Origin of the sequence: Ruegeria atlantica, assembly GCF_013033965.1 — a bacterium.
Lineage (GTDB): Bacteria > Pseudomonadota > Alphaproteobacteria > Rhodobacterales > Rhodobacteraceae > Ruegeria > Ruegeria atlantica_D.
The window spans coordinates 623942-650557 of record NZ_WQFE01000001.1; the positions used below are offsets into that span (position 1 = coordinate 623942).

Here is a 26616-nt window from a genome sequence, read left to right on the forward strand (position 1 = left end):
AGTTAGGACTTTGCCCATGTCGCGATCTTCATTGAATATGGCCGCATTTATTCTTGTAGGCTTTGTGCTGATCACGGCCGCTGCCACGCTTGCATTCTTTGCTTCGCCCGAGGCCGTCAGATCCCCGCTGCCGGAAACCTACAACTCCCTCTTGTTGGAAGTGTTTGCGAACAGATGACACCATCGTGGCGGGTGCGGAAAGAAAATCCACGAAACCCCTTGACCTTCCCGTGACTGGAACCCCCATTTGAAGGGCAGATTAGACATCGGGACGAGTCGCATGGCTGCGCCGCAAACAACACACCTCAAAATCTCGGGCATGTCCTGCGCAGCTTGCGTGGGGCGCGTAGAAATCGCATTGCGAGACGTACCGGGGGTAACAGAGGCCTCGGTCAATTTTGCAACGGAGATGGCGCAGGTCACGCATCAGGGGCCGATCAACGCACTGACAAAAGCACTGAGCGACGCAGGATATCCGGCGGCCAGCAAGCAAACGACCCTGAAGATTGGTGGGATGAACTGCGCCTCGTGCGCGGCAAAGATCGAGAACGCACTGTCGGGTGATCCCGCTGTTGTCGATGCCCAGGTCAATCTTGCCACCGAAACCGCTGTGGTAACGTTTATCGACGGTGCCACCAACCCTCAGAAGTTGGCCGAATTGTCCGAAGCAGCCGGATACCCCGCACGCGTGGCGGACAGCATGACGGCTGAACCAACTGACCGCACGAAATCCGACGAAGCCCATGCGCTGACCCGCGCGACGATCTTGGCGGCGGTACTGGCCTTGCCTGTATTCATCCTGGAAATGGGCGGGCACATGATCCCGGCCTTTCACCATTGGGTCCACGCCACAATCGGCACACAAACCAGCCACCTCATCCAGTTCGCACTGACCTCAGCCATACTGACTGGCCCCGGACGCGTGTTCTATGCCAAAGGGATCCCGTCGCTGATGCGCGGATCGCCCGATATGAATGCGTTGGTCGCCCTGGGAACGGGGGCCGCGTACTTGTTTTCGGTGACCGCAACTTTCGCTCCGCAATTTCTGCCGCAAGGTAGCGCCAATGTGTATTTCGAGGCCGCCTCGGTGATCGTGGTCCTCATCCTGCTGGGCCGTGTCATGGAAGCGCGCGCCAAGGGACGGACCGGTGCGGCGATCCGCAAGCTTGTCGGCTTGCAACCCAAGACAGCCCGCGTCGAACAGGACGGCACGTTCCTTGATCGACCCATCGCGGATATCGCGGTGGGCGATATCCTGCAAATTCGCCCCGGCGAACGCGTTCCGGTGGATGCCGAAGTGCTGGAAGGTACCTCGTATGTAGACGAAAGCAAGATCACCGGCGAACCGGTGCCGGTGGGCAAATCGCCCTCGGATCAAGTCGTTGGCGGTACGGTGAACGGCACCGGAGCATTGCGGGTGCGCGCAACGCGCGTTGGTGCCGACACGGTGCTGGCGCAGGTCATTCAAATGGTCGAACAGGCGCAGGGGGCGAAGCTGCCGATTCAAGGACTGGTCGACCGCATCACCGCAAGGTTCGTTCCTGTCGTTATTGTCGTGGCCCTGCTGACGATTGCAGTTTGGTTGATCGTTGGACCCAAGCCAGCCTTGCCAATGGCGCTTGTCGCCGGGGTCTCGGTCCTGATTATCGCCTGTCCCTGCGCCATGGGTCTTGCGACACCGACTTCGATCATGGTGGGTACTGGCCGCGCGGCAGAGTTGGGTGTTCTGTTCCGCAAAGGCGATGCCTTGCAGCAGTTGCAGCAGGCCAAAGTGGTCGCACTGGACAAAACCGGGACACTGACACTGGGGCGGCCGGAACTGGAGAGCGTAACGACCGCAAACGGCTTTGATCGCGACTTTGTTCTGCGCTTGTCAGCAGCCGTCGAGGCGCGTTCCGAGCATCCGATTGCCACTGCCATCACACGTGCCGGACCATCCGAATTGCCCGAAGTGAAGGAATTCGAGTCTCTCACCGGACTGGGAGTTCGGGCTGTGGTCGACGGGCGCAGCCTGTTGATCGGCTCGGCCAAGCTGATGAGGCAGAAAGACATCGTTGTCTCGGATCTGATGGCCGAGGCCGACCAGCGCGCTACTGAAGGGGCAACCCCCCTGTTCATTGCCATCGATGGTCAGGCGGCGGCGATGCTTGCGGTCGCGGACCCGATCAAACCGGGCACAGCACAGGCGTTGGAACGGTTGCACGAGAAGGGCCTGACGCTGGCGATGGTCACGGGCGATAATGCCCGAACAGCACAGGCGCTGGCCGACAAGCTGGGTATTGATCATGTCACGACCGAAGTTCTGCCCGACGGCAAACTGGCCGCGATCAATGACCTGCGCGACAAATTCGGCGCGCTGGCTTTTGTCGGCGATGGCATCAATGATGCCCCGGCACTGGCTTCGGCAGATATCGGTATCGCCATCGGAACCGGCACTGACGTGGCGATTGAAACCGCTGACGTTGTGCTGATGTCTGGTGATTTGCGCGGTGTCGTCAATGCGGTTGAAATCAGCCGCAGGACAATGCGTAACATCAAGCAGAACCTGGGCTGGGCCTTTGGCTATAACATCCTGCTTATTCCGGTTGCAGCTGGCGTTCTTTATCCGTTTGGCGGCCACCTTCTGTCCCCGGCCCTTGCTGCAGGGGCCATGGCATTGTCGAGCGTCTTTGTCGTCTCGAATGCGCTGCGCCTGCGACGCGTGCGGGCCGGCCTGCCTGACACCCCGCAAGACCATTCAACGCAAACGGTGACCTCATGAATATCGGCGATGTTTCAAATCAGACAGGTCTGCCTGCAAAGACAATCCGATACTACGAAGATATCGGTCTGGTGAAGCCCCTGCGTGATGACAACGGATACCGCAGATTCCGCAGTCAGGATGTGCACAAGCTGAACTTTCTGGGCCGCGCCCGCGCATTGGGTTTCACGATCGAGGATTGCCGAACCTTGATGGCGCTGTATGAGGATGAAACCCGTGCCAGTGCCGATGTCAAAAAGGTGGCCCGCGCGCATATGGCCCAAATCGAAGCTAAGATTGCCGATCTCAACGCGATGCGAGACACGCTTGGCCATCTGATCGATGCCTGTGCGGGAGATGACCGGCCCGATTGCCCGATCCTGCAGGATTTGGGCGGCAAGACGTGACGCGGGGTTGCCCTTTGGGCGCAGCTTTGCTTTGTCTCTGCTAAACACTCCGGCCTGCTGAAAAAAGACAGGCACCGGACAGCAGAGAGGATCACCAAATGGCAAAAGTCGCGTTTCTGGGTCTGGGCGTCATGGGCTATCCCATGGCCGGTCACCTGCAGGCCGCCGGGCACGATGTCACCGTATTTAATCGCACCGCAGAAAAGGCCGAAGCCTGGGTCGCCCAACACGGCGGTTCGATGGCTGCAACGCCGCGCGAAGCTGCAGAAGGTGCAGAATTCGTTATGGCCTGCGTCGGAAATGACGACGACCTGCGTATGGTTTGCATAGGTGAGAGTGGCGCATTTAGCGGCATGTCCGATGAGGCGATCTTTGTCGATCATACCACTGTATCCGCCAAGGTGACGCGCGAATTGTACGAAGCTGGGAAGGGTGCGGGCATCGCCTTTATTGACGCCCCGATCTCGGGCGGGCAAGCAGGGGCTGAAAATGCGGTCCTGTCGATCATGTGCGGCGGGGATCAGGCGGCGTATGACGCGGCTGAACCGATCATGCAGGTCTATTCCAAGATTTGCCGCCGCATCGGCGACAGCGGCGCAGGCCAGATGACAAAGATGTGCAACCAGATTGCTATTGCCGGTCTGGTCCAAGGCCTCAGTGAAGCGCTGCACTTTGCCGATAAAGCGGGCCTTGATGGTCGTTCGGTCGTTGAAGTGATCAGCCAGGGCGCTGCTGGCAGCTGGCAGATGGCGAACCGTTACGAGACGATGCTGGACGACCATTTTGACCATGGGTTTGCCGTGGACTGGATGCGCAAGGACCTTGGCATCTGTCTGGATACAGCCAATGAAACGGGGGCTTCGTTGCCTGTGACTGCTCTGGTCGATCAGTTCTACAAGGACGTTCAGAAATTGGGCGGCGGGCGATGGGACACGTCCTCGCTGTTCAAACGCCTGCGCGCGCTGGACTAAGGGGCCGTCGCACAGATGACCGATTTGACCGAATTCTGGGCCCGAGCCCTGCGCACCCATTGGGGGCTTGAGGCCAAGCTGACCCGGCTGGACGGCGAGTATGACCTCAACTTTCTGGTCAAGGCCACAAACGGTCAGGATTACGTGATGAAAGTCATGCGTGCGGGTTGCGATCCTGAGCTCATTGACCTTCAGATCAAGGCGCTGAAACACATCGCTGCCGAGGCTCCGGGCTTGCCCTTCCCCAATGTGCACCCTGACATCAGTGGTGCGCTTCTGCCGGAAATCTCAGGTCTGGATGGACAATCCCGACTAGCTTGGTTGCTCGAATGTCTGCCCGGCCAATGCTATGCCAAAGCCGCGCCGAAATCTGAAGAACTGATCCTAAAGCTAGGCCGCGTTCTGGGCGCAACCGACCGCGCGTTGGAACGATTTAGCCATGACGGGCTGCATCGCCCGGATTTCAAATGGGATCTGATGCGGGCAGGCTGGGTGGCGAATACATTGGGCGTCATTTCCGACCCCACACGACGCGCGCTGCTTTCCGAAGTATGTGCAGATTTTGACGCAGTTTCGGATCGTCTGGATAGCCTGCCGAAACAAGCCATTCACAACGATGCCAACGACTACAACATTCTTGTCGAGGGCGGTTTGGGTCAACGACAGACCATCTCTGGCCTGATCGATCTTGGTGACATGTGTGCCGCACCGCGTATCTGCGATCTGGCGATTGCCGGTGCGTATGTTGTTCTGGACCATCCAAAACCCGAACGGGCGCTGACGGCTTTGGTACGCGGTTATCATGCCGCCAATCGACTGCGCGCTGATGAGGTTGATCTGATCTGGCCACTGCTGCGCATGCGGCTGGCGGTGTCAGTTGTGAACTCGACCCTTATGGCAGCAGACAATCCGGACGATCCCTATGTGACCATTAGCCAGGCCCCAGCTTGGCGATTCCTTGAAAACGATGCGGTGAATGGCGGATTGATGCCCGCCCGGCTGCGCGCCGCTTGCGAGTTACCGGTCACCGACGGAGCTGAACGTATCCACGCCTATCTGTCCGAACATCGCGGTCAATTCGCCCAGATGTTCGAGCAGGATCTGAACGACGTTCCGATGGGATCTTTGTCTGTCGAAAACTCGACCTGGCCCCAGAACCCGTTCCATATGCCGTTGGACGAAGCCGCGCACGTCGGTGAGGAGTTCGGAAAGGGCCTCTGGCTGGGTTACTATAACGAACCCCGCCTGATCTACGCCGAGCCTGCGTTTCGTAAGGGGCCATGGAAAGCCTCGGACCGTCGGACAGTCCACCTGGCTGTGGACGTGTTCGCACCTGCAGGAACCGTGTTGCATTCCCCGATGAGCGGCCGGGTCGAAGCGGTCGAAAACCGGGACGCGCATCTGGACTATGGCGGCGTCGTGATCCTGCATCATGAGACACCCGAAGGCGATCCGTTCTATACGCTCTACGGTCATCTGGACCCCGAGGTCTGTGACCGACTGAAACCGGGCGATCCGGTGGCGCAGGGCGCGGCTTTTGCGCGATTGGGGGATGCTACGCAGAACGGCGGCTGGGCTCCGCATGTGCACTTTCAACTGGCCCTGACAACGGACGGCATGCAGAACGACTGGCCCGGTGTCGGCGATCCTGACGAAATGGAGTTGTGGCACGCCGTCTGTCCAAACCCTGCGGCCCTGCTGAACCTGCCCGGCGACAAGGTATTCTATCGTCCGACGCACAAGCAGGCGATCCTGCAAGGGCGGCACGACCATTTCGGCGGGAACCTGAGCCTGACCTATGACGATCCGGTCATGCTGGTACGCGGGTGGAAACACCATCTGTTCGACGAATGGGGCCGCCCCTATCTGGACGCCTACAACAACGTCCCCCACGTGGGCCACGCACATCCGCGCATTCAAGTCGTCGCGGCGGATCAGCTTAAGCGGATGAATTCGAACACCCGCTACCTGCACCCGGCGCAGACAGCTTTTGCCGACAAGATTCTGTCCAAGCTGCCGGACCATTTCGAAGTCTGCTTCTTCGTAAATTCAGGCACCGAAGCCAACGAGTTGGCCTTGCGAATGGCGCGCGCGCATACCGGCGCCAAGGGGATCGTGACGCCTGACCACGGCTATCACGGCAATACCAACGCGGCGGTGGCGATCTCTGCCTACAAGTTCAACAAAACCGGCGGAATTGGTCAGGCCGATTGGGTCGAGCTGGTCGAAGTCGCAGACGACTACCGTGGCTCGTTCAAACGCGACGATCCCGACCGGGCACAGAAATTCGCCGATCTAGTTGATCCGGCTATTGCAGCGTTGTTGGACAAGGGCCAAGGGCTGGCCGGGTTCATCGCTGAAACCTTCCCGTCGGTTGGCGGCCAGATCATCCCGCCCAAGGGTTATCTGCCCGCAGTCTACAACAAAATTCGTGCTGCTGGCGGTGTTTGCATTGCTGACGAGGTGCAAACGGGGCTTGGGCGATTGGGCGAACACTATTTTGGTTTTGAACACCAAGGCGCGCTGCCGGACATCGTGGTCATGGGCAAACCCATCGGCAACGGCCACCCTCTGGGCGTGCTGGTGACAACAAAAGCCATCGCCGACAGCTTCAACAACGGAATCGAGTTCTTCTCGACCTTCGGCGGCTCGACCCTGTCTTGCCGGATCGGCAAAGAGGTCCTGGACATCGTCGATGACGAAGGCCTGCAGGACAACGCCCGTGTCATGGGCGCGCGGCTGATGGACGGGCTTCGTCAAATCGAGGCTGACTTCGGCTGCGTCGGTGACGTGCGCGGCATGGGTTTGTTTCTGGGCGTGGAACTGATCAACCCGGACGGGTCCGAAGGCACCGAGATCTGCAGTTACGTCAAAAACCGGATGCGCGATCACCGCATCCTGATCGGCAGTGAAGGACCGAAAGACAATATCCTGAAAATCCGCCCGCCTTTGACGATTGAGGCTGAAGATGTCGACATGATCCTCTGGATGCTTCGGGATGTTCTGTCCGAGGTCGACGGATACACCCCTGCCCCACCTTGTGATCATGATCATCATCACGCGGGTTGCGGTTGCTGCTGAAAATCAAAGCCCAGGCTCAAGGAGCCGGGGCTTTGAACCTGCCTGCTGCCTAGTGCAGCACGGCCGAGGGGGTATGGTGTCCGGTTGTCGGCAATGGCACCGATGCAGTCATCCGGCGCAGCGCCATGCCAAGCTCTTCTGACAATGATGCCAATGCGGGGGCAAAATCTGGTCGGACAATTAATGTCGCCATCATCATCGCATCTTCACGAGCGCCTTCCGAAGCCGCGCCGATCATCTGCGCAAAGCAGTTCTCATCCGCACCCAGGCAAGAACAGCTCAGCCCGTGCCGCACTAAAGGACGGCGACCGTGATGGGCACACAAACCGCACAGACGGTCCAGTGTCATCATTGCGGCGCGCCCTTGATCCAGACCGAGGGCGATTTCGAAATCGCTGGCGGCATTCGCGCGCGCCTCGGGGCTTTCGCTCCACAGACGCAGATACATCACGGCACCGGCTTCGATCGGGCTAAGGTCGGACAGTCGCCCGACGGCGGCCCCACCGCGTGAAGAATGCGTGCTCATTTCGTCAGGATCAGCTTACCGGCGCGTGTGATACGCAGCGTATAAAGTTGGTCGCCCAATTCGATATGGGCCAGGTTGCCGCCCTTTGTCAGATCTTCGGCCTTATGTGCCGGAAGCATGGACACAGCGTAGGACTGGCTGGGATTCGGGTTCTGCACATTCATCATGACAACTCCAGTAGGTTCTCGGGCGAAGGGCCTTAATTTGTTCGCGCTTTCAACAATATGGCTGACCCGAACTGGGTTGGCTGAGGGGGTCTTATCGTTAATCTGATTAATTTAGTCAGGTATGTCAACCCAATTCCGTTGAAAGTGCGTCCGGAGTGTGATTGCGCAAGGATTCCATGCAGGTTAGGTCTGACTCACACTCAAATTAGCGGCAGGGAAACCGATGAGCGCGACAATCATGTTCGACCTTGATGGAACACTGGTGGATAGCCTTCCGGACATCGCAGCGGCGGCCAACCGGACTTTAGGGGATATTGGCGTCGCGCCCCTGCCGGAAAGCACGATCAAGCAATTCGTGGGCAATGGCTTGCAAAAACTGGTCGAACGCATGATCCGTCATCACGACCTGCCGATCGAGCGGCATGGCGAACTGACTAAGCTGACATTGGCCCATTACTCTGCCGCTTCCAGCAAGAAGACGATTCCCTACCCCGGCGTCCCGCAGGCGCTGACAGAACTGCGCGATATGGGCTGCGTTTTGGGCGTGTGTACCAATAAACCCGAATCTCCGGCGCGCCATATTCTGGAAGCACTGGATCTGGCGCATCACTTCGAAGCTGTGGTTGGCGGTGACACATTGCCCGTGCGCAAACCCGACCCGGCGCATCTGGAGGCGAGCTTCAACGCGGTCACACCCACAGGACCCCGCCTTTATGTCGGAGACAGCGAGGTGGATGCGGAAACGGCACGTCGCGCCAATGTGCCCTTCCTGTTGTTTTCTGAGGGGTATCGAAAAACACCAGTGGAAGAGATCCCTCACAGCTTTAGCTATGACGACACACATAAATTGCCTGAACTTGTTATAGAAGCATTGCAGGGTTTGGGGAAAACAGCCTGAAAATCGCCAGAGAAGGATTTGCAAAAGGCGGTTGAGGGGCCGGCCGAGGGGGTAAGTAGCCAGCCCCTCATCGGGGAAAAGTGGTATTGTCCGCAGAATCTCCTTGGATGATTCAAAGTTAACGAATCGGCCTGTTTTCAGGTATTGGGGGTTTCCCGTAGACGACGATAAACACTTGAAATTGTGTTTAATTTTTTTGCAGCATCACATGAAAAAACGGAAAATAACGTTTCACCGCGCAATTGCCCCTAAGAATCGTAAATCAAAAGCGCGGCTAGACGCTATTCCGAGCACCACCAACGCTCGAACACCGGCCGGCTTCCTCAGGAAATGCTCTGCGTTTATTGACCGATAAGTGTGACGCCGGATTGCACCGTGTTCTTACCCAAGGTCAGGTTCTGAAAGCCGTTATACGCTCCGCCATCCAGCCCCAGAATCTGCAGCGATACACACGCATAGCCGTGGCGATATTCGATTTTGGAAGTCAAAAACCTTTGGGCGCTACTGTGGAGCTGTCAAACCGTTGCCGGGTTCTAGTGCCGCCTAAACGGGTGAAGGTCCCGACAGCCCGTTCGCCACAACGCTGCTTGCGCAAACAAAAGACACAAGGGCGGCAATCAACAGCATGTCATTCGGACGCCTTAACGCCTCCGGTCTTGCGACTACCTGCTGCGCGAAGGCGATCCACAACGCCTTGCGTCCATTCAGGACCGTTACCGCGAGTCGCCAGCGTCTCGACGTTATCGGCATCCAACAGAAAGGTTGCGCGCATGGGCATCAAGCCATCCACAACCATCATACTTTGATCCGACGGATCAATGGTCAGTTTTCCGGTCAGCCGCACGGGCTCGTGGAAGTAGCTGGGGGTCCAGCCCCCGTTCAGCCGCACCCGTATCATCTGGTTCGGCGGCGGCGGAGGCATATGGCTGCACATTCCCCGTTCCGGCACCAGGTAGGCCACAGGCCTTCCATCCGCATCTTCCGGTGCCGGAATCGCGAACCCTGAGAGCGTGATTGTCTGACCGTCGATATGCGGGTTGCCTGCCGTTGCGGCCGTTGTGCGGCGGTCGATCACGGTTTGACGCTGATCCAGCAACCAGTCGATATCAATCCCATCCTCCCCGAGAGCGTCTTCCGTCTCGGTCAAAAGCTCCTGCCATTTGTGACGTTCCTCTGCGCTGCCGACATCCTGCTGCAGCCTGCTGCGCATTCGCACCACGAGAAGAACGTCGTCAAACTGTTCCGGCTTAAGGTCCCGGTATGGATCTTCGAAGATTTGAACCGACGGGTCCGGCAAATCAGACCAATCAAGCACAACGCCCGGAGCCGCCATCGCAGCAGGACCGGCCAAAGCCAGAGCAACCACCATGACAATCCGATACAAGGTTTTCATCTTCGCTCTCCGCCACATCGCCCGGTTCGGTGCATCCACCGTAAATCACTCCAACGTGTTTTTGTAGATGACACCGTCTTTCACTTTCAAGCGAATGGTTTCCGGGCTTTCTGGCCGCGCGTCTGCGCCAAACTTCTGATCCCGGTGCCCACGACTAAGAATTCCTCAAGCGGGTTGCAGTCGATCAGCACACTGGCATTCTCGATACGCTGTTCATACAAGCCATCAAACCATATGCCTGCCATCCAAACGAGTTTTCCGCACTAGTGCCCGTGGTCTGGTCGTCAATTTGCTGAACCGTGTCGGAAGCAGTCAAATCTCACACAAGCTTCCCAATTAGCATAACCTCAACAAAAAGCATCGCCGTGAGCCGGTGGCCTATGCCTAACGCAGCGTCCAAACTGGTGGTGTGACCGGAGGGAATTGATCGTGGCAGGTTTACTGGATCCATTTCAACTCAGACACCTGACGCTGCGCAATCGTATCGTCAGCACGTCCCATGCACCCAACTACGTCGAAGACGGCCACCCGCGCGAACGCTACAGACTGTATCACGAAGAGAAGGCCAAGGGCGGCGTAGCCCTGACCATGATTGGTGGATCAACCAACATCGCCCCTGACAGCCCATCGGTTTTCGGCCAGCTCTATGCCGGTGACGACAGCATCATCCCATGGTTCCGGAACCTGACGGATGGCGTTCACATGCATGGGGCAGCGGTCATGTGCCAGATCACCCATATGGGACGCCGAACCGCCTGGGATGACGGGCATTGGCTGCCGGTTCTGGCGCCGTCCGGCATCCGCGAACGCGCGCATCGTGCGTTTCCGAAGGTGATGGAGCAAGAGGATATTGATCGCGTGGTTGGCGATTTTGCGGCAGCGGCGCGACGCTGTCAGAAAGGCGGGTTTGATGGGGTCGAGCTGTTGTCCCACTCTCATCTTCTGGGTCAGTTTCTGTCACCGCTCACCAACAGGCGCAACGACGACTATGGGGGAACACTGGAAAACCGAATGCGCCTGACCATGCAGGTACTGGATGCTGTGCGCGCAACGGTCGGCCCCGACTTCATCCTGTCCATGCGCATCACCGGCGATGAGCTGACCGAAGGCGGGCTGACCGCCGAAGACTGTATCGCCGCCGCCCAGATGCTGGAAGACAGCGGCCATGTCGACCTGCTCAATATCCTTGCAGGAGCACCCTATAGTGATCTTGGCCTTGCCGAATGGGTGCGGCCTATGGGCCTGCCGGCCGCGCCCCATATCACCGTGGCCGGGCAGATCAGGGAAGCCATCAATCTGCCAATCCTGCACGCAGGAGGCATCGCCGATATTGCAACAGCCCGTCACGCCATCTCGGAAGGCCACGTCGACCTAGTGGGCATGACCCGCGCGCAAATGGCCGATCCCTATCTGGTCGCAAAGCTTACGCGCGGCCAAGAGGAACGTATCCGCCCCTGTGTTGGCCTTGGATATTGCGTGGATCGGGTCAATCAGGGCAAACCCGCCGTATGCGGGCACAACGCGGCCACCGGGCGGGAGCAAACCTTGCCCCATATCATCCAGGTCAGCGAAACGCGCCGGAAAGTGGTTGTCGTCGGTGGTGGCCCGGGCGGCTTGGAAGCTGCGCGAGTCAGCGCCTTGCGCGGACACGAAGTAGTTCTGTTCGAAGCCTCAGGCAGGTTGGGTGGGCAGCTTGTACTTGCCTGCAAGGGCAAGACCCGACGGCAGGTTTGGGGCGCAGCCGATTGGTTGATTTCCGAAGTGACCAATCTTGCCGTCGGCATTCGCCTGAACACTTTCGCCGAAGCCGCTGATATTCTCACCGAGGAACCGGATGTGGTCATTGTTGCGACGGGCGGCTGGCCCGGACCGTTGGATATTCCGGGCGGAGATCTGGCGTTATCAAGCTGGGACGTGCTGTCCGGAGAAGCGCGCGTCTCGGGCGATGTGCTGTTGTTTGACGAGGTCGGTGATCACCCCACCGCGGTTACGGCCGACATGCTGGCGGGCACGGGCCACCGCGTCGAACTTGTAACCCCGGACCGGGCGCTTCTGCATGATCTCGGCCCAACGACCTCTGCCGTCGCCCTGCGTGATCTGGCGAGCAACGGGGTCACGTTCAGCTGCCTTCATGAGCTCCACACACTGACCCGAGACGGAAACCGGGTGCGGGCCTATCTGCGCCATATTTTAACGGGTGAACTTACCGAGCGTCTTGTCGACCATGTGATCGTCGAGCATGGTTTAACTCCGATGGATGGGCTATTTCATGAACTCAAACCGCGCTCACGCAATCTTGGGCAAATCGATCACGACGCGCTGATCAATGGAGCGTTTCCGCTTAGGGACGAACAACAATCCGGCGCGTTCTACTTAGCTCGGATCGGTGACGCGGTCACAGGCCGCAACATGCACGCTGCCATTCTTGATGCCTTGCGTATTTGTCACTTGGTCTGAGTGTACCCCGCCGTCATCGCATCGATGTGAGGGAAGTGAGAAATCGGGCAAAGCGCGGCACATGGTCAATGATACAGCTTCTTCAAAAAACGTCCTAAGTTCGGATCCGCGCGTTCAAATGGAATATCTGAGTGGTGAAACCAGCGCACAGAGTGAAACTCCGATGTGTCATAAGTATAGTTTTGGTTTACTTGCCCCTTCAAAGCGAACCACAGCGACACATCAGTATGGCCCGAACTCCTGCCAACCGTCTCGGATACGGTCACAAAAAGCGGGGTTTCACCGATGAATTCTGCGGATACATCCAGTTCTTCCCGCAGCTCTCTCACAACGGTATCGCAAGGGTTTTCATCCAATTCAACATGCCCACCCGTTGGCAGCCAAAGTTCGGCGTTGATATGATCAACTAACAGCACGTGATTGCCATCGACGAGCAAAAAATAAGACACGAGATGTGGGTTGGGCGTCGCTGGTTTGGACACGCGAAACAGGTCCGCACCCGAGTCGATCCAGTCAAGCGCGAACCTGATATGATTTGCTTCAGTTTCATCCAGCGGTGTGACAGCAGATATCATTTGCCAGATCGCTGCTCTCATTGCCTCGCACCACCATTTGTTCACCTTATGTTCGAGGCAAGTGCTATTCCGCACTGATGTCAACAATGCTCTGCCACTGACCCGGAACGCAGAGCGACACCGTATCGAATAGAAGGTGCATGTTCGGTGTCGGTTAACCACTTCCAAGGCTTATGTATTGAAAACTGTATTCCGGATAGTTGAATTTCTCTTGATCAATCGTGCTTCAAGCTTTTCGGCCTCTGGTCTTTTTTGAGTAGAGATCCATCTCGCAAGCGCGCTTGCCGACCTTTCGCCCATTCGGGACACCGGAAGATGAACCGTAGTCAAAGACGGCACAGCAACGGCGGAGCTTGGCAAATCATCCAGACCCATCAAGGACACTTCGTCGGGAACCCTTAGCCCCTTGGATTGAAGGCCGAACAAAACCCCTAACGCCACGACGTCCGATAGACATAGGATAGCGTCCGGCTTGTTCGAATTGCTTACAATCTTCGCAGCAGCTTCCGCGCCGCCCCTGAGGCTGATTTCAGTTTCCACAGTCGTGAGTTCACGGTTTTTGTGAACGGAATGCAGTCCGGAGAGCCGGGCCAGTGTCCGATCATTGTTGTGAACCGGGCCATGCACGACGGCAATCCGCCGATGTCCAAGGTCGATGAGGTGCTGCAAGGCCAACTGTGCTGCAGCTTTGTTGTCGTACCCAATCGTCGGCAAAGGGTTGGTGTCATCAAAGTAGGACGTGATGATCGCAGGGATCATTGTGCGCTCGATCAGATCATAAAATTCAGCCCCGTGTGTTGCGCCGGTCACGATCAACCCTTCAGCCCCAATATCGACCAGCCCCTTCGCCTTTTTGGCTTCAACATCCAGGTCTGACTCGGTTGTAGCCACAATCAGTGAAAGCCCATCTTCTGACAGTCGGCGCTCAAGTGCGGCAAGAAACCTAGCAAAAATGGCGTTGTCCAAGGTGGGGATCAGCGCGCCTACAAAACGTGTGCGACCGGAATTGATAGCCCGGGCTGCCGCACTGGGCACGAACCGAAGTTCGGCAATCGCTTTTTGAACTCTTTCCAGAGTGTCCTTTTTCACCACCCCCGGCTCGTTCAGTACTCGGGACACCGTTGCGACTGATACGCCTGCTGCTTTTGCGACATCTCTGAGATTTGCACGTTTTTTCAGCGCCGGGTCTTTTTGTGTCACCTGATTTTACGTCCGTTTTGCTGGGGTCTGATGAAAGTGTTGACATATGTAACTAGTTTCATCAACCTTTGTAACTAGTTTCATAGCCGAGATTCTATAAACCACATGCAAGGTTCGACCGTCTTACACGAGTTCACGAATACCGGATTCGTAAGCCCTGGGCGCAGCTTTCCGGGTTTTCCGAAGGCTTCCGGTGTTCGGAGCTTTGTTTTGGCATCGCGCGACGCTGTGCGCGTGGAAATGGCCGCAAGTGATTTGCTGTCGCTGGAAGCATCTTCGCGCGACCATCCTCTGGAATTGGTTGCATTTCTCGATGGGCAATCTGCGCTTGGCCACCTGGGTTTGGAAGCAAACGGAACGGTTGATCAGAGCGAATTCGACAGCGAGCCGTTCACAGGTTGGATTGAGTCGAAGGGTGGAAATCCCAAGCAAAAAGCTCCGTGTTTCAGGCTCAAAACCTCAACCGAACCGCTGGTCCTTCGCACGGACGCACGCATTTCAGTTTGGGTGATCCGGCCAACTTCTATCTCGGGTTTGATTGAAGGAACAACTGCCGGCTGCGTCACGGCAATACACAAAACTGCGGCTTCCAGTGAACCTTTGCTGCCACCGCTTTTGGGCGACACTCGAGACGAATTCACTGTGCCGCGCGGCACTGGGGTCGCATACGAATTGAGAGCCGGTGAATTCGTTCAAATTATCGATGTGGAAGGCCAGCAGTGTTCGGATTTCATGGCGCTACGATCTGATGAGTTGGAACGTGGAGCCGAATGGATGATCGACTCGACTGCGACGCGGTCGATGGTGCGGCGGGCCTATCCTGGCCCTGGATTGCTGGACAAGTTCTACGATCGTGAAATGCGGCCCCTTCTAAATGTGATGCAGGATACTTGTGGGCGTCACGACACGTTCGGCCTGGCTTGCACCGCCCGCGGCTATGAAGAGCGCGGGTTTCCAGGTCATGTGAACTGTTCCGACAACATGTCCAACGCATTGGCCCCATACGGAGTTGCGCGTCGGTCAGCCTGGCCCGCCATCAATTTCTTCTGGAATACGTGGATCGATTCAACAACGCATCACATCCTGACCGCAGAATCCTATTCGCGCCCCGGTGACTATGTCGCTATGCGCGCGATGGAAGATCTGGTGTGTGTGTCGACCGCATGTCCGGACGACATCGATCCGATAAATGGCTGGAATCCGACTGACGTTCACGTCCGCATCTATCGCCCCGAAACGCCCATCCGGCGCGCCGTTGCCTATCGCGAAAAGGAAGACGCCCCGATGACGATCAGTCAGGAATCTGCATTTCATGACCGTCTGACCCCATTGACCAAACACTTTGCGCCGGCGCGCGACTTGTGGACGCCGGTCAGCTTTCCCGCTCACGGAACGCTGGGCGAATACTGGGCCTGCCGCGAGGCTGTGACAGTGCAGGACATGAGCGGGCTGCGCAAATACGACATTGTCGGCCCCGACGCCGAGAAACTGCTACAGCAGGCAACGACACGAAACGTCGCCAAATTGCCGGTATGGCGCGGGTCCTACACCCTTATGTGCGACGAAAGCGGATCCGTCATCGACGATGGCACCCTGTTCCGGCTTGCGCCTGAGATCTTCCGTTGGTGCTGTGGTTCTGAAGAAAGCGGTCGCACGTTGCAGGGGCTGGCAACGGATCTGGGACTACAGGTTCGGGTGCATGCTTTGCAGAACGCGATGCCCAACCTGGCTATTCAGGGTCCAAAATCGCGCGATCTGCTGCGCAAGATCGCCTTTACTCAGCCGCATGTGCCTTCGCTTGATAACCTGAAATGGTTTGGGGTTACAGTCGCCCGACTCAAAGACCGTGAGGGTGCGCCGTTCATGCTATCCCGTTCAGGTTATACCGGCGAATTGGGATACGAGGTCTTCTGCTCAAAATCTGACGCAGTCGCAATCTGGGACGCGGTGATGAAAGCAGGTGAAGAGTTTGGGGTCACCCCCATGGGTTCGGCCGCACTGGACATCATCAGGATCGAGGCCGGGCTGGCTGCGGCAAACGCCGAGTTTGCACCTGGCATTGATGCGTTCGAGGCCGGTCTGGGCTTTGCCGTCGATCTGACAAAGACCAGCTTTTTGGGCAAAGACGCGCTGGAAAGAAACGCGCGTGAGCCACGCCGCGTTCTCAAAGGGCTGTTGATTGGGTGTGATGACGTTCCCGCACACGGCACCCCGGTCTTTTCCGGCGAGCGGCAAGTGGGCGTGGTCACCTCGGCCACACGCTCTCCGATGCTTGAGCATGCGATCGCAATGGCGCGGTTATCGGTCGAGCACGCAGAGAACGGCACCCAATTGGAAATCGGGCAACTCGACGGGCGGATGAAGCGCCTGGGAGCTACGGTTTCGGACATTCCATTCATAGATCCGCAACGCAAGCGCGCGCGCGCCTAAGAGCGATAGTTACACCACGCAACGGGAGAATTGACATGAAAAGACTGACAACACTGACGGCGACAATGGCTCTGGCCTTGGGGGCTACGGCAGCTTTTGCCCAGGAAAAGGTCATGGTTGGCGAACCCAGTTGGCCGGGTGCTAAAATCATGAGCCGCGTCATCGGTCAGGTCATCGAAACGCGATTGGGCGGAGAAGTTGGTTACGCGCCGGGCGCAAATGCCGTGATCTTTGCGGCCATGGACGGCGGGCGTGGCGACATTGATGTGCACCCCGATGTCTGGTTGCCGAACCAATCTTCATTCACTGACGAGTATGTCGATCAGAAGGGCACCGTGGCCCTTTCTTCAGGCAACTACGAGGGCCGCGCGGGGATTTGTGTTCCGAATTACATGGTCGAAGATCACAACATCAAATCGATCTATGATCTGGCCACGCCAATGGCACAGGAATTGTTCGACTCAGATGGTGACGGAATGGGTGAAGTCTGGGTCGGCGCCTCCGGCTGGGCCTCGACCAACACTTTCAAGGTACGTGTGCGTGACTATGGCATCGAAACCTTCCTGACGCCCACCACCGAGGACGAGACAGTGTTCTATTCGCGTCTGAAGGACCAGATTGACCAGAAAAAAGGTGCCGCATTCTACTGCTACGCGCCGCACTATGTGCACGCGCTGTATGATGTCACCATTCTGGAAGAGCCCGAACACGACGCTGCCACCTATAAGATGGTGCAGCCGGATCAGGACGCGGATTGGTACAACAATTCACATGTCAGCACTGGTGAGCCGGTAAAAACCGTGACCGTTGCCCATTCAAAATCGCTGGAGCAGCGCAACCCGGCCGCAGCTTCATTCCTGAGCGGCATCAACATGGATGCAGACCAGCTCAGCGCCCTGACCTACGAAGTCGTGGTCAAAGGACGCGACACGGATGAGGTCGTAGCCGAGTGGATTGCCGCAAATGGCGATACGGTCGACGGCTGGCTTGGCCTGAAAACCAACTAAAGCCAAAAGACCCCCGGCGTCACGCTGCCGGGGGTGTAACCTGCAAGCTAGACCAAAGTGGGGCCAGTATGACGGCGGATATCGCAATTGATGCACGTGGCGTTTGGAAAGTGTTCGGAGCCAGAGCGCAGGACGCGTTGAAAGCCATTCATAGCGAGGGGCTGGGCAAGGCCGAGGTGCTGGAGCGCTTCAACTGTGTTGTCGGTGTCGCTGATGCCAGCTTTGAGATCGAGCGCGGCGAGCTGTTTTGCGTTATGGGTCTGTCCGGCTCGGGCAAATCGACCCTTGTGCGCCACGTGAACCGGCTGCTGGAACCCACCGACGGCCATATCTACCTGGATGGCGACGATGTCATGGGCCTGAATGCCGACGGCTTGCGTGACCTACGCAACCGTCGCGTCGCCATGGTTTTCCAGAACTTCGGCCTGATGCCGCACCGCACCGTGCGCGACAATGTTGCCATGCCCTTGGAAATTCGCGGCACCGGTAAGGCGCGGCGTTGGGAAGAGGCCGATCGCGTTCTTGAGCTGGTGGAATTGAACGGCTGGGAAGACAAGTACGCACATGAGTTGTCCGGCGGCATGCAACAACGGGTTGGTCTTGCGCGGGCCATCGCCGCAGATCCGGAAATCCTGCTGATGGACGAGCCGTTTTCAGCGCTCGATCCGCTGATCCGCAAACAGCTGCAGGATCAGTTCATGGATCTGAGTCACAAGCTGAACAAAACCACGATGTTTATCACGCATGACCTCGACGAGGCGATCCGCATCGGTCACCGCATTGCAATCATGAAAGATGGACGCATCGTTCAAATCGGCACACCGGAAGAGATCATCCTGAACCCTGCCGATGACTACGTTGCCGATTTCGTCGCTGGGATTTCCAAGCTCAACATGATCTTCGCCCATGCGGTGATGAAACCAGTCGACGAATTCGAAGCGCGTCACGGCGAAGTTCCGGGAGACGCCAAAGAGGCGCACCCGGACATGGATCTGTCAGACCTCATGAACCTTTGCGTCGACGGTCACGGCGTGGTGGCCGTAACGCAGGATGGCAAGACCGTAGGCGTGATCAACCGCGCGGGGCTCATCCGCGCCATTCAAGACAGCCAGGCATAAGGGGACCACAATGAAACACATTGATGCACAACAGGTCCAACCTGAAACCGCCGACCGATTGGAAGGTCTGATCGGCGACTTCGTCGGGCAGAGTCAGACCTATTACCAAAAGACCTTTGCCTACATGATGCAGGCGCCCGGCTACCGGTTCACCCTGAACAAGGCTGCGGCAATTCTTGGTCCGATCTGGTTTGGCGCGCGCGGTCTCTGGTCCTGGTTCCTGGGGTTTCTGGTTCTGGAAACGCTGGCATATATTCAAATCGGCTTGGGACTCTTTGGAGATCTTGGGCGGGAGTTTCGCGAGCGCGCAGATCAGATCGAGCAAACACTGGCATTGCGTCGCCAGCAAATCGAAGCCGCAGAACAATCCGGCGCGGCCTCGTTGGACTCACTAAAACGCGCAGCCGAGTCACTTGAGGGCGCACTGGCAGGCGCACAGGAAGCCGCCCAAGGCGCGGATTCGACCGGTATAACATATCTGTCCGTCGGAATTATCCTGCTGTTGGCTGTGAAACTTCTAGCGGCCTCGCTGGCCAACTGGACTCTTGAGGGTCAGTTTGCGCGGTGGCGGTCGGATTCCAGTGTCGCGCACGGATGGTCGGTGACCCGGATGGTTGTCGCCTCGGTGTTGACCCTGGTGGTCGTCGTATTGTCGACCATCAAGTTCGCGCAACCTGACGCACTGGCTGTTCTCAAAACTTTCCCTACAAACCGTGATTGGCGGCTGAATGTTGGAGATGGCGTACAGGCTGTTTTTGAATGGACCAAGACCGCCGGTCGGGGGTTCTTTGACGGGCTGACCTACGGCATGCGCACCCTGCTGGATTGGATCGAAGTGGTTCTGGTCGATACCCCATGGCCGGTTGTTGCGCTGGTGATCATTATGCTGGCGTATCTGTCCGCTGGTCCACGCGTGGCAATTTTTACGGGTGCAGCGCTGGCCTATCTCGGCCTGCTGGACTTCTGGGAAAAGGCAATGACAACCATCGCGCTGCTCGGAGCCGCTGCGCTGATCTCAATCACGTTGGGCATCCCACTTGGCATCTACTGTGCACGCCGTCCACGCGCGTTTGCCATCGTGCGGCCTATTTTGGACTTCATGCAATCAATGCCGTCGTTTGTTTACCTGATCCCGGTCGTTGCTTTCATCGGATCCGGCAAACCCGCCGGTGTCGTGGCAACAATGATTTTTGGCAGCCCGCCAGTGATCCGCTTTACCGTTCTGGGCTTGCAACAGGTGCCCGAGACAGTACGTGAGGCTGCGCTCGCCTTCGGCGCAACACCGCGTTATCTGCTGTGGAAGGTGGACTTGCCGCTGGCGCACAAAACGATCATGGCCGGAGTAAACCAAACCATTCTAATGTCACTGGCAATGGTCGTGGTCGCGTCACTGATTGGGGCAAAAGGTTTGGGCGAGGACGTGTTGGAAGCTCTTCAATATGCCGCAGCTGGACAAGGAATTCTGGCAGGTCTCGCAATTCTCTTTTGCGCGCTTATCCTCGATCGTATTGTGGCCGGAAAGAAATGAAGTAGCCCTGTTGGTCTGACGCATTGACAGCGTTTCGTTGCCTGTCTAACGGACGCTATCGCCAAGCCCGATCTTTGGGTATTGCTGCGAAGTGCAACCCCTAAACAGGAATGCCCAGGCCAACTTTCTTTCTCCCCATAATAACAGAGGTGCGAAATCGACGAACGTTTGAGTTGTCGAAGAACAATCGTTTCGTGAGCTCCTCAAAATCATCCATGTCCCTTGCGGTGCAGACCAGACAAAAGTCGGCTTCTCCGGTGATGTAATAGCACTGCTGCACCATGGGCTCAGATTGCGCCTGACGCGAGAATGCGTCGATCTGATCCTGACGCTCGCGTTCCAATTCAACCATGACAATGAAACTCATCGCGACACCCAGCTTTTTTGGATCAACGATTGCCACTTCCGAAACAATGGCGCCCGAAGTCCTCAATGCCTTCAATCGGCGCTGAACAGATGCCACCGACAAGCCCGTCTCTGACGCAAGGGCTTCGAGGCCCATCTTTGCGTCGGCCTGCATCAATTGAAGAAGGCTTCGGTCAAACTGATCGAGCTTCATGCATGCCCCTCTCAATTTGAGAAAATTTCCCATAATAATAGCAAAACTGACCATAATTGATCATCGTTCGCAGTTACAACTCTCGTTATGAAAAATTCAACGACGCTTGATGTAGCCAAGCCTCTGGCTCTGCTGGCTGCATGCCCCGCCTATAATCCAAGCCCGCTTGAGACACGCAGTCTCCAAGGGCAATCCATACTGATCAAGGACGAAACCAACCGGATGGGCTTGGGCGCTTTTAAAGCGCTTGGCGGCGTTTACGCTGTTGCCAGGCTGATCGAAGCACGTGTTGGTCATCCTTTGGAAGCCGGCGCTTTTCTGGATGAGCCCGTAAAGACCGTTGCACGGACCATGACCTTTGTTTGTGCCAGCGCAGGCAACCATGGCATGGCAGTGGCCGCCGGTGCGCGGCTTTTTGGTGCGAAGGCCCGCATTCACCTTGCCGACACGGTGCCAGAAGACTTTGCAGTTCGCCTTAGGGATAAGGGTGCTGAAGTTGTTCGATCCGGCGACGATTACGAGGCGAGTGTTGCAGCAGCCATTGGTGACGCCGAGGCCACTGGCGCAATCCACCTCGCCGATGGATCCTGGCCTGGATACACCGAACCTCCACGATTGGTGATGGAAGGCTATACCGTCATTGCCGAAGAAATGCGTACACAGCTGCAGAGTTCCGGGAAGTGGCCCAGCCACGTTTACTTACAGGCTGGCGTCGGTGGATTGGCTGCGGGGATCGCCTACATGATCCGGTCCAACTGGGCGGTTCAACCAAGGATCATAGTGGTAGAACCGGACGCAGCCCCCTGCCTTCGGGACAGCGCCCGTGCCGGACAGATCGTAACGGTCGAAGGCCCAGTGTCCAACATGGGGCGACTGGACTGCAAAACACCCTCTATGTTGGCTTTGGGCATTCTGGAACGATGTGCCGATGACTGGGTTACGATCAGTGACGCACAGGCTCTGGATGCCGTAGAACATGCGCGAGAGTTGGGTTTTGCGACGACGCCTTCCGGTGCAGCCGGGCTTGCAGCTTTTTTGGCCGATGAAGCCAAATTGCCATTGATTGTGTTCTCCGAAGGGAGCGTCCCCGATGCTTGATCTTGTCGCGTTTCGTCGTGATTTGCATACCCATCCTGAAACAGGCTTCGACCTTGACCGAACCGCGCGTCTGATCGCCACCGAGTTGGAACGCGCGGGACTTGAGGTCACGCGTGGAGTGGGCCGCACAGGCATTGTGGCCACCTTGCGCCGTGGTCCAGACGAAACCGCAATCGGCTTTCGTGCGGATATGGACGCACTGCCGATACACGAGGCCACCAACTTGCCGTATCGCTCAACAACGGAAGGCAAGTTTCATGGATGTGGCCATGATGGCCACAGCACCATGCTGCTAGGTGCTGCTCTGGCGCTCGCCACGGACCCATCTGTTAACCGCTCCATTCACTTCATTTTTCAGCCAGACGAAGAGAACGGAAACGGGGCAGCCGCGATGATCGCCGACGGTCTGTTCGAGCGGTTCCCGATGGCCGCAATCTTTGGCCTTCACAATATGCCCGGAATGGAGCTTAGTCATTTTGCCACGCAAGTTGGGCCATTCTGCGCCTTCGAGGATAACTTCGAGATACGCGTACGGGGCCAGGGTGGGCACGCGTCTATGCCAGAGAAAGGCGTAGATCCGATCATGACCGGGGCGGCAATTGTGCAGCAATTGCAGACGATCGTGTCTCGTTCGGTTCCAGCAAGCGAACATGCAGTGGTGTCCGTCACGGAATTCCTGACGGACGGTGCACGTAACATCCTGCCAAGCAATGTAACCTTGCGGGGGGATTGCCGGGGATTTTCCAAGGATGTGTCTGAAACAATCGAGCGCAGAATGCGCGCCATAGTGGCCGGCGTATGTGCAGCACAGGGCGCAGAAGCAAAGGTAGATTATTCGACTTCATTCCGACCACTTGTGAACGATGCCAGAGCCACTGAATTGATCGCGGGCACAGCTCGCGATGTTGGCAGTCTCGATGCAGAGTACGGTCGGGTGGGTTTCTCCGAAGATTTTGCAGAGTTTCTTGCGCATCGCCCGGGGGCCTTCATCCTGATGGGGAACGGGGTGGAGGGGAACAATTCAATGCCGCTTCATAACCCGTCCTATGATTTCAACGACGAAGCGATCAGGCACGGGATTGCATTCTGGACTGGTCTTGCTCGGCGCGAGTTTTGACGCCAGGCGACCCGCGGAATGAATGACCGGAAGGGCGTTAGAACAAGGTCAGTATGGCTTTGAATCCTGCGCCACGTAGTCTGCTATGGCTTCACGGCTGCCGCGTTGCCAAATCGCATGCAACCAAGAGGCAAAAGCGTCGGCAAAACGCGCGTCGCGACCAAAATCACCAAAGAACTGGCTTTGTTCGATCCATTGTTTTGGATCTGTTTTGGACGCAAGGGCGGTCTTCTGCAAATCCTCCCAAAGGGGATCATTTGGGGAAATTTCGGATCCATCTTCTCGAATGCCGGCGCACATCCGGCACCAGAGAGCTTCGGCAAGCGCCAGCCCGCTTAGGCAAGAGCCAGATGCCAGTGCATCGCGCAGCGACGGTAGCAAGAATGCCGGATGTCGTGACGATCCGTCAAATGCGACCCGGCGCGTTGTGTCGTGAATTGCCGCATTGGCAAAACGTGCCTCTACCAAGGACAGATACTCAGTCGCGGCGGTTCCGGGAACAGCATCGACATGAGGCAAAATTTCCTCGGCCTGAACCTTTCTGAAAAACGCCACTATGTCAGCATCCTGCATGCAGTCCGAAACTGTCGGGACGTTTAGAATTTCACCGGCATTTGCAAGCAATTGATGACCGCCGTTCAGAATGCGCAGTTTCATCGCTTCGTAACTGTGAATATCGTGGGTCAGCGTGACACCAACCTTGCCCAGCGGCGGGCGTCCCGCGCAAAAATCATCCTCGATCACCCATTGGCGAAAGTTCTCATGCGTGACCGGCGCACAATCGTCGACGCCAAGCGAGTGGCATTGCAAAATCACTTTTTCAGTTGTGGCGGGCACAATGCAGTCCACCATCGAGTTTGGAAACGCACTGTTCTGATCAATCCAATCAGCTAGATCAGGATCGGTCATTTTGGCCAAACCGACAATGCAACCACGCAAAATCGTACCGTTGCCCTGAAGGTTGTCGCAACTGAGCGCGGTAAAGGGTTTCGAACCGTCCGCGCGACGTTGCTTTAGCGCCGCGACAATCGCGCCAAAAGCTGTACGAGGATGGTCAGGATTGCTCGCATCGTGGCGAATGTCTTCGTGATCTGCGTTGAACGAACCGGTGTTGGCGTCCAGAAAATACCCGCCTTCGGTCACGGTCAGCGACACAATTCGGATCGCCGGGTCGGCCATTTTCCGGATCAGGGCCGCATTGTCATCTTCGATCGGCAGGTAGTCAATCATCGGACCGATCACTTCAGCGGATACCGTGTCGGGGTCCAGTTCGATCAGGGTTGTCAGGCAATCCTGAGCCATCATGCGTTTCCGCATATCAGAGTCGTAACGTCGCACACCGGCCCCAATGATCGCCCAGTCGTGTGCCAGCCCCTGCTGCATCAGTTGATGGATGTACCAGGCTTGGTGTGCACGGTGAAAATTGCCCAGCCCGATATGCACGATACCGGGTGTCAGGGCTTCGCGCCGGTACTGGGGGGTTTTGACATCCGCAGGAAGTTCCCTAAGGCGGTTGAGCCCTAGTTTCACCGGTGATTGTGCGCTTGCCAACGGGTTCATCAGCTCATCCAATTTCCACCATCGACATTGTAGGTTTGTGCAACAATGTATTCTGCCTCATCCGAAGCCAGAAACACCGCCATTCCGGTCAAATCCTCGGCGCGACCCATGCGACCGAAAGGCACCGCCGCAGCCACTTCGCGTTTCTTTTGCCCCGGAGGTTTGCCTTCGTGTTTTGCGAAGAACCTATCTACGCCGTCCCAGTGTTCACCATCAACCACGCCCGGAGCAATGGCGTTCACGTTGATCCCATGAGAGATCAAGTTCAGCCCGGCGGATTGCGTCAGAGATATGATTGCGGCTTTGCTGGCACAGTACACAGCGACCAAGGGCTCACCTCTTCGCCCCGCTTGCGAGGCCATATTTATGATCCGGCCCTTGGTTCCGTGCTCAATCATGTGTTTCGCCACGGCCTGCATCGTAAACAGCGCACCTGCAACGTTGATGTCAAAAACGCGATTGTAGTCGGCCCGCTCAATCTCAACGATTGGAGCAGCTGTGAAGATAGCAGCGTTATTGATCAGGATGTCGATGGGTCCAAAATGTGCTGCCGATTTCTTGACCGCCGCTTCGATGCTCTGCTGCTTTGTCACGTCCATCTCAACGGCCAAAGCGGCTTCGCCGATATCGGCCGCTGCGCCTTGCACTCTTGGGCCGTCAACATCTGCAATCGCCACGCACGCGCCTTCTGCGACGTAAGCCTTGGCAAACGCTAACCCGATGCCGCGCGCGGCGCCGGTGATTAGGGCGGTTTTGCCTGCCAGACGTGTCATTCGATCCGCAAGCCTTTGGCGTCAAACCGATGGATAACGTCAGCGCGCGGTGTCATGTGGATGCGGTCGCCATGACGGAACCCAACCTCGCCATCCGCGCGGACAGTGATCGTCTCGGCCAGCCCGGTATTCTGGACGTGGAAGAAAGTATCCGAGCCTAGATGTTCGGAAACGCTTACAACTCCGGACCATTTACCTTCAGTTTCCGAAACTGCAATGTGTTCTGGGCGAATACCGATGGTTTGCGCCCCGTGCTTTTCGGCCTCTGCGCCTTCGATGAAGTTCATCTTGGGTGAGCCGATAAAGCCGGCGACAAATAGGTTGCGTGGTGTGCGGTAAAGCTCCAGCGGGCTGCCGACCTGCTCGATCACTCCGGCTTGAAGCACGACGATCTTGTCGGCCATGGTCATCGCCTCAACCTGATCGTGAGTGACATAGATCATTGTGGTCGCGAGACGTTCATGCAGTTCGCTGATCTCCAGCCGCATGCCTACACGCAGCGCTGCGTCAAGGTTTGAAAGCGGTTCATCGAACAAAAATGCAGCCGGTTCACGTACAATCGCACGCCCGATGGCGACACGTTGGCGCTGGCCGCCGGACAACTGGCCTGGACGACGGTCCAGATAGTCGGTCAGGTTCAGAACGCCCGCCGCGCTTTCGACGCGCCGGTCGATCTCGGCCTGATCCAGTTTCGCCATGCGCAGTGGGAAAGCGATGTTCTTGCGAACAGTCATATGCGGATAAAGCGCGTAGGACTGGAATACCATCGCCAAGCCACGTTTGGCGGGTGGCACGTCTGTCGCATCTGCGCCATCAATGTCGATTGATCCAGAAGTTATATCCTCCAAACCGGCAATTAGACGCAGCAGCGTGGACTTTCCGCAGCCCGAGGGGCCGACGAACACGGTGAACTCGCCATCTTCGATGGTCAGATCCAGCGGCGGAATGACCTCAACATCACCGAAGCTTTTGGTCACGGACTTGAGTTGTATACGTCCCATAGGTCGTCTT

The 26616-nt window shown here is 57.2% G+C and carries 23 protein-coding genes and 1 pseudogene; 13 read left to right on the top strand and 11 right to left on the bottom strand.

The window, feature by feature from the left end:
• The first annotated feature begins 16 nt into the window (after nt 1–16).
• The 5 genes and pseudogenes from GOW16_RS03070 to GOW16_RS03090 all read left to right on the top strand — a co-directional run bounded on the left by GOW16_RS03070 (nt 17) and on the right by GOW16_RS03090 (nt 7199).
• The gene (locus tag GOW16_RS03070; RefSeq protein ID WP_170410074.1) at nt 17–178 is read left to right on the top strand and encodes a hypothetical protein; all 162 of its coding nucleotides are present in this window, start codon (nt 17–19) and stop codon (nt 176–178) included.
• A gap of 102 nt (nt 179–280) precedes the next feature.
• A complete protein-coding gene (locus GOW16_RS03075) occupies nt 281–2761 on the top strand; it encodes a heavy metal translocating P-type ATPase (protein WP_170410076.1) in 2481 nt (826 codons plus the stop codon).
• Entirely contained in the window at nt 2758–3147 is a 390-nt protein-coding gene (gene cueR, locus GOW16_RS03080) for a Cu(I)-responsive transcriptional regulator (protein ID WP_170410078.1), read from the top strand. Before GOW16_RS03075 ends, cueR begins: the two co-directional genes overlap by 4 nt.
• A 95-nt stretch (nt 3148–3242) precedes the next feature.
• A pseudogene (locus tag GOW16_RS03085) lies at nt 3243–4118 on the top strand (NAD(P)-dependent oxidoreductase); the annotation flags it as partial.
• A gap of 15 nt (nt 4119–4133) precedes the next feature.
• On the top strand, nt 4134–7199 hold the full coding sequence (locus GOW16_RS03090) for an aminotransferase class III-fold pyridoxal phosphate-dependent enzyme (RefSeq protein ID WP_170410082.1): 3066 nt from the start codon (nt 4134–4136) through the stop codon (nt 7197–7199).
• Nucleotides 7200–7248: 49 nt separating this feature from the next.
• On the opposite strand, the gene GOW16_RS03095 is transcribed toward GOW16_RS03090, so the two are convergent.
• Both GOW16_RS03095 and hemP read right to left on the bottom strand, forming a co-directional pair.
• Complete coding sequence (locus GOW16_RS03095) at nt 7249–7725, bottom strand: hypothetical protein (protein WP_170410084.1); 477 nt, start codon at nt 7723–7725, stop codon at nt 7249–7251.
• On the bottom strand, nt 7722–7889 hold the full coding sequence (hemP, locus tag GOW16_RS03100) for a hemin uptake protein HemP (RefSeq protein ID WP_082637147.1): 168 nt from the start codon (nt 7887–7889) through the stop codon (nt 7722–7724). Before hemP ends, GOW16_RS03095 begins: the two co-directional genes overlap by 4 nt.
• 226 nt (nt 7890–8115) lie before the next feature.
• Between hemP and gph the strand changes: the two genes are divergently transcribed.
• Entirely contained in the window at nt 8116–8790 is a 675-nt protein-coding gene (gph, locus tag GOW16_RS03105; RefSeq protein WP_170410086.1) for a phosphoglycolate phosphatase, read from the top strand.
• A gap of 341 nt (nt 8791–9131) precedes the next feature.
• Here the strand turns inward: gph and GOW16_RS03110 are convergent, their stop codons facing one another.
• The 3 genes from GOW16_RS03110 to GOW16_RS03120 all read right to left on the bottom strand — a co-directional run bounded on the left by GOW16_RS03110 (nt 9132) and on the right by GOW16_RS03120 (nt 10428).
• On the bottom strand, nt 9132–9278 hold the full coding sequence (locus GOW16_RS03110; RefSeq protein ID WP_170410088.1) for a hypothetical protein: 147 nt from the start codon (nt 9276–9278) through the stop codon (nt 9132–9134).
• A gap of 140 nt (nt 9279–9418) precedes the next feature.
• Nucleotides 9419–10183: a DUF3299 domain-containing protein gene (locus GOW16_RS03115; protein ID WP_170410090.1), complete on the bottom strand. Its 765-nt coding sequence runs from the start codon at nt 10181–10183 to the stop codon at nt 9419–9421.
• 86 nt (nt 10184–10269) lie between these two features.
• Nucleotides 10270–10428, bottom strand: a complete 159-nt coding sequence (locus tag GOW16_RS03120; RefSeq protein WP_217354470.1) for a hypothetical protein — start codon at nt 10426–10428, stop codon at nt 10270–10272.
• Between the two features lie 184 nt (nt 10429–10612).
• On the opposite strand from GOW16_RS03120, the gene GOW16_RS03125 reads away from it, so the two are divergent.
• Nucleotides 10613–12640, top strand: coding sequence for an FAD-dependent oxidoreductase (locus GOW16_RS03125; protein WP_368039862.1), 2028 nt, complete (start codon nt 10613–10615; stop codon nt 12638–12640).
• A 65-nt stretch (nt 12641–12705) separates the two neighbouring features.
• Here GOW16_RS03125 and GOW16_RS03130 read toward each other — a convergent pair whose 3' ends face one another.
• Together GOW16_RS03130 and GOW16_RS03135 are read right to left on the bottom strand one after the other, a co-directional pair.
• Nucleotides 12706–13236 carry an NUDIX domain-containing protein gene (locus GOW16_RS03130; protein ID WP_170410094.1) on the bottom strand — a complete coding sequence of 177 codons (531 nt, stop codon included), beginning with the start codon at nt 13234–13236 and terminating at the stop codon, nt 12706–12708.
• A 150-nt stretch (nt 13237–13386) separates the two neighbouring features.
• Complete coding sequence (locus GOW16_RS03135; protein WP_368039863.1) at nt 13387–14415, bottom strand: LacI family DNA-binding transcriptional regulator; 1029 nt, start codon at nt 14413–14415, stop codon at nt 13387–13389.
• A gap of 210 nt (nt 14416–14625) precedes the next feature.
• On the opposite strand from GOW16_RS03135, the gene GOW16_RS03140 reads away from it, so the two are divergent.
• The 4 genes from GOW16_RS03140 to GOW16_RS03155 all read left to right on the top strand — a co-directional run bounded on the left by GOW16_RS03140 (nt 14626) and on the right by GOW16_RS03155 (nt 20498).
• The gene (locus tag GOW16_RS03140; protein WP_254429661.1) at nt 14626–16845 is read left to right on the top strand and encodes a DUF1989 domain-containing protein; all 2220 of its coding nucleotides are present in this window, start codon (nt 14626–14628) and stop codon (nt 16843–16845) included.
• A gap of 35 nt (nt 16846–16880) precedes the next feature.
• Complete coding sequence (locus GOW16_RS03145) at nt 16881–17852, top strand: ABC transporter substrate-binding protein (protein WP_170410098.1); 972 nt, start codon at nt 16881–16883, stop codon at nt 17850–17852.
• 68 nt (nt 17853–17920) lie between these two features.
• Nucleotides 17921–18970, top strand: coding sequence for a quaternary amine ABC transporter ATP-binding protein (locus GOW16_RS03150; RefSeq protein WP_170410100.1), 1050 nt, complete (start codon nt 17921–17923; stop codon nt 18968–18970).
• Between the two features lie 10 nt (nt 18971–18980).
• Complete coding sequence (locus GOW16_RS03155; protein WP_170410102.1) at nt 18981–20498, top strand: ABC transporter permease; 1518 nt, start codon at nt 18981–18983, stop codon at nt 20496–20498.
• Nucleotides 20499–20598: 100 nt separating this feature from the next.
• Here the strand turns inward: GOW16_RS03155 and GOW16_RS03160 are convergent, their stop codons facing one another.
• On the bottom strand, nt 20599–21111 hold the full coding sequence (locus tag GOW16_RS03160; RefSeq protein ID WP_254429662.1) for an Lrp/AsnC family transcriptional regulator: 513 nt from the start codon (nt 21109–21111) through the stop codon (nt 20599–20601).
• A gap of 33 nt (nt 21112–21144) precedes the next feature.
• Between GOW16_RS03160 and GOW16_RS03165 the strand changes: the two genes are divergently transcribed.
• Together GOW16_RS03165 and GOW16_RS03170 are read left to right on the top strand one after the other, a co-directional pair.
• Nucleotides 21145–22155, top strand: coding sequence for a pyridoxal-phosphate dependent enzyme (locus GOW16_RS03165; RefSeq protein WP_170410104.1), 1011 nt, complete (start codon nt 21145–21147; stop codon nt 22153–22155).
• On the top strand, nt 22148–23272 hold the full coding sequence (locus tag GOW16_RS03170) for an amidohydrolase (protein ID WP_170410106.1): 1125 nt from the start codon (nt 22148–22150) through the stop codon (nt 23270–23272). The genes GOW16_RS03165 and GOW16_RS03170 overlap by 8 nt, the downstream gene beginning before the upstream one ends.
• A gap of 48 nt (nt 23273–23320) precedes the next feature.
• On the opposite strand, the gene GOW16_RS03175 is transcribed toward GOW16_RS03170, so the two are convergent.
• Genes GOW16_RS03175 through GOW16_RS03185 form a run of 3 tightly spaced genes read right to left on the bottom strand, consistent with a single transcriptional unit; the run spans nt 23321 to nt 26606 of the window.
• On the bottom strand, nt 23321–24832 hold the full coding sequence (locus tag GOW16_RS03175; protein WP_170410108.1) for a mannitol dehydrogenase family protein: 1512 nt from the start codon (nt 24830–24832) through the stop codon (nt 23321–23323).
• A complete protein-coding gene (locus GOW16_RS03180; protein ID WP_170410110.1) occupies nt 24832–25605 on the bottom strand; it encodes an L-iditol 2-dehydrogenase in 774 nt (257 codons plus the stop codon). The genes GOW16_RS03175 and GOW16_RS03180 overlap by 1 nt, the downstream gene beginning before the upstream one ends.
• Complete coding sequence (locus GOW16_RS03185; protein ID WP_170410112.1) at nt 25602–26606, bottom strand: ABC transporter ATP-binding protein; 1005 nt, start codon at nt 26604–26606, stop codon at nt 25602–25604. Before GOW16_RS03185 ends, GOW16_RS03180 begins: the two co-directional genes overlap by 4 nt.
• Nucleotides 26607–26616: the final 10 nt, after the last annotated feature.